Origin of the sequence: Runella sp. MFBS21, assembly GCF_029433105.1 — a bacterium.
Lineage (GTDB): Bacteria > Bacteroidota > Bacteroidia > Cytophagales > Spirosomataceae > Runella.
The window spans coordinates 1-4,135 of record NZ_JARNTW010000051.1 but is presented as its reverse complement, the minus strand read 5'-3'; the positions used below and the strand labels follow the sequence as shown (position 1 = coordinate 4,135).

Sequence of the window (4,135 nt, the reverse complement as noted above, 5' to 3'; positions counted from 1 at the left end):
TGATTAGATGTGAGAACCCAATCTTACTACTTTTTATGTTTCTGGGAAAACTTTTACCCCACTATCTACATATAAGTATCTCGTTAATAAATAGTTGGCTGTTAAACCCAACTCTTGATTCGCATTATTTGATGGAAGAGGGTATTACCAGCCAGGGTTTTGCTTGATTTGACTATTGAGCAGCATTTGTTCTGTTGCTAAAGGAGCAAGATAGTCACGATTGATATTGAATTTATAACCTGTGCTCATTCCCCCAATTTTCTGGTACAATTCGATATAGCCGTTGGCATCGGTGGGATAAGACGCCAGCAGGTTGGCGGCCACAATTCCTGTCCACTGAGCGAGTTTTGCCCCTTTGGGTTTAAGTCCTACTAACTTTTCGTCGGCGGCAGCCCAACGGTAAAGGTCGTCGTGGCGGTAACCTTCACACGCAAGCTCTACTCTTCTTTCACGTCTGATTTCGTTGATAAGTGGGCTTAATGACGGAAACTCTGCCTTGAGGTCGGTATTGATAGCCGCAATCTGTAAGGTAGGCATTCCAACTCTTTTACGGAGCAAATTAACACTTTTATCGGCGTCGGCTTGCGTAAAAATGCCCAATTCGGCTTTGGCTTCGGCAAAAATCAATAATGCCTCGGCATATCGAAACAAGATATAGCCCGTAGTACCTCGGTCTTGTTGTTGAATATAATCGGGGTTATGACCCTTATAAACTTGATAGCCTGTGGCGGGTTTGTTTTCGTTTGCAGCCGAAAAACTAGGCGCTTGAAACATTACCGGAGCTGCACCATTGGGGCGGTTGTTGGTGATGATATGCGCTCCATCCGGAACATACACCGTTTGAGACAGTCGTGGGTCACGGTTGGTGATGGCCTCCAAAATAGTAGCATCTCCTTTGTACAACGGACTCACCGAAATAGGCTTACCATCGGTACACAAATACGCATCTATTAGGTCTTTGGTAAGTCCCCGACCTGCTCCTGTATTGGTATAGCGATGCCAATAATGCCCTCCGTTGAGATTTAAGTCATATTTGCGCCATAGCATTATTTCTCGATTAGAACTGTAGTCGGTTTGGTTAAAAAGTTTCCAGTAGCCATCCGCGCCTGGTGTATCTACTAAGCCATAGCCGCCACCATTGTTTAAGAGAGTCTCTGCTACTTCTGCGGCTTTTTTTAGGTATTTTTCACCGTTAGAGCCAGTCACGCCAAAGGCAGTCCCCGCATGATATTTCTCCCACGTACCTTCAAACAGCGCGATACGCGCCTGAAACAACAGCGCTACTTCCTTGTTGATTCGCGATACTTGAGCGTTTGATTTGGTAGGTAAGTAAGCGACGGCTTTGTCAAGGTCGTTCATTAAAGAATCTACAATGACATTGCGAGTGAGTCGTGTGGCGCTGAGTTCGGGGGAGTTAGGGTCCAACGGTTTTGTAATCCAAGGTAGGTCACCAAACTGCCGAAGCTTGTCGTAGTAAAACCAAGCGCGGAAAAACAAAGCTTCCCCAACATAGGCTTTTTTCAAGTCCCAGTTTACATTGACTTTGCTTTGGTTGACAAGGAAGTAATTGATATTTCGTAAGGTTGACCAATTGCTGTAGGCCCATCCTCCACCCGATGCGGGTACGATTCGTTCACCATTAAGGGTAGTATTATACCCCATGTTAATCATGTTGTCGCTACCCTCATCAGCGTCGTTACCATAGATGCCGATGGTGCCAAAAGTACTGATAGTAGAAGGAAACGCAGTGTAAAAATTATTAGCATATAGTTGTAAGTCACTGGTAGACTTCCAAAATTCGGCATCGCTGATGGCGGTTTCGGGGGCGCGCTCAAGAAAATTTTCTTTACATCCTACCAACGTAACTATACTCAGTAGAAGGATAAATGCGATATATTTTTTCATGATAAATATGATTTCGGGGGTTTAAAAAGTGACATTGATTCCTCCTGAGAAAGTCCGTTGCAAGGGATAAATCTTGCCAGTTCCAATCGAAAGCTCAGGATCTAGTGTTTTGATGAGCTTGGTGAAGGTAGCTAAGTTTTCAACACTTATATAGGCTCTCACTTTCTCAATTTTTATGGTATTGAGTACCGTTTTGGGGAGAGTATACCCAAGTTGTAAATTTTTGATGCGTAGATAGGCCGCATTCTGTAAATATCTCGTTTGCGTTTGAGTGTTTTTACTATTCTGCGAACTCATGTAAAATTTAGGAAAATATCCATTGGGGTTCTCTGGAGTCCAGCGGTTGGTGTGGACTGTAAAAACGGAGCTTTGCCATTCATCCCCCACAATTCCCCAGAAATAGTTGGAACCAATAAAAACATCCCTTTTTGCAATTCCTTGGAGAAACAACATCAAGTCAAAACCTTTCCATGTCATATCTCCTGTAAAACTATAAGAGAAGCGAGGTGTACTGTTGCCGATGATTTTTCTATCGCCAGGGTTTTCTAATGTTCCGTTTCCAGGGCCAATGATACCGTCGTTGTTAAGGTCTTTGTATCTTACATCTCCCGGGGTCCACGTAGCCGTTGAGAGTAAAGTTTGCTTGGGTGCGCTATTGATTTCATCGATACTTTGGAACAAACCAACGGTTTCGTATCCCCAAATGCTTCCCATTTCTTGCCCTGCAAAGAAGGTGCTTATAGACCCTGTAGGATTGGGATAACGCACTACTTTGCCACTATAATCACTTAATACGCCCTTGAGGCCATATCTTATATCACCGATTTTATCCCTCCATCCTAGGCTTAGTTCAAAGCCTCTGGTTTCGATGCCGGCGTTGTTGGCACTAGGGGGCGTAGCTCCCAGAATACCCGGTAAAGCCTCGGAAGGGCCTGCAAAATCATCCGCTTTACGGATATACCAGTCAAAAGAGGCATTCAAGCGATTGGCCAAAAAACTAATGTCGGTTCCGAGGTTGAGGGAGGTAGTGGTCACCCAAGTGAGGGCAGGATTGATAAGGCCCGGAGGGGTCACGTTGGCTTGCTGACCATTGTTAAAAAGCCAGCTTGTGCTTGTAGGACGTACAGTACCAAGACTCGGATAAAAAGGATACCAATTGGCCCCGCTTGCATCCAAAAAGCCTTGGTCTCCTAATGAACCATAAGAGGCTCTAAGCTTGAGTGCACTCACTATATGGGTAGCTCCTTCAAAGAAGGCTTCTTTATCAACATTCCACCCCGCAGATACACCAGGATAAAACTTCCAACGAACATCGCGCAAAAAACGAGAAGTGCCGTCGTATCTTCCATTGAGTTCGAGCAAGTATTTCTCTCGGAAGTTATAATTGATTCTACCGAATATCCCATCAGAAGCTAATTTTCGAGACACATCTGACACCGAAGCGGAGGTACCATAAGTAGTGCTTAATGATGGGATGTTTTCAGAATAAAGTAGACTATTGCTTGCACTATAAGAGAGATAAGCGTTTAAGTCACGTACAAAACCACCCAAAACCTTTACATAATGCCCTCCGAGTGTTTTTTCGTAAGAACTAAAAACATTGATAATATGGTGCATGCTTCGTTGGTTACTTCTCGAAAATGAATTCGGAGAAGTGCCGCCAATGATCCCCGTAGTGCCATCTGGTAAAACTTCGTACAAGGTTTTGAGGTGTGATTGGTCATCGTAGAAAGAGCCATCAAGGGTGTAATTGGCGGTAGCAGTCCAACCTTTAGCTAAATTTAGGTTAAATTCTCCAGTGAGTAAGATTTGGTCAGTGGTGGATTTTGACCGGCCACCTTCTTTATGGAGTAATACATCGCTGGTAGAGGAGTAGTTGCCGTCAGGATTAAAGAGAGCCACAGTGGGGTACTTCCTGGCAATTTGGTGCATGTATGCTTCCAAACCTCCGCCCGTTTTGCTACCATAAGCGTTGGGGGTATCAAAATATTGGCGAGAAGCACTACTTCGAAGGCTAAAACTCAGCCATTTATTGAATGTCGAGGTGACATTGGCGCGGACATTAAACCGTTGGTATTTGTCATAACCATAATTATACATCCCAGTGTATATCCCTGAAATAGCTTGACACAAATTGTGTAAAGTTATGAAAGTGAGCAGCTTTATTAATTTAAAGAAAAAGTACAAAACAGGTGCCTTTCGATGGCATGTCATTGAACTGTATCGATTG

The 4,135-nt window shown here is 43.9% G+C and carries 2 protein-coding genes; both read right to left on the bottom strand.

Annotation, left to right across the window (positions count from 1 at the left end; genetic code table 11):
• Positions 1 to 144: 144 nt before the first annotated feature.
• Positions 145 to 1,905: a RagB/SusD family nutrient uptake outer membrane protein gene (locus tag P1X15_RS32355; RefSeq protein ID WP_277342243.1), complete on the bottom strand. Its 1,761-nt coding sequence runs from the start codon at positions 1,903 to 1,905 to the stop codon at positions 145 to 147.
• Between the two features lie 21 nt (positions 1,906 to 1,926).
• Positions 1,927 to 4,135, bottom strand: a 2,209-nt coding sequence (locus P1X15_RS32350; RefSeq protein WP_277342242.1) for a SusC/RagA family TonB-linked outer membrane protein, incomplete at its 5' end; no start/stop codon positions are given.

Bases quoted from the DNA above. Each gene is read 5' to 3' on its own strand.
- P1X15_RS32355 (WP_277342243.1), bottom strand. From the start codon at position 1,905: ATGAAAAAATATATCGCATTTATCCTTCTACTGAGTATAGTTACGTTG.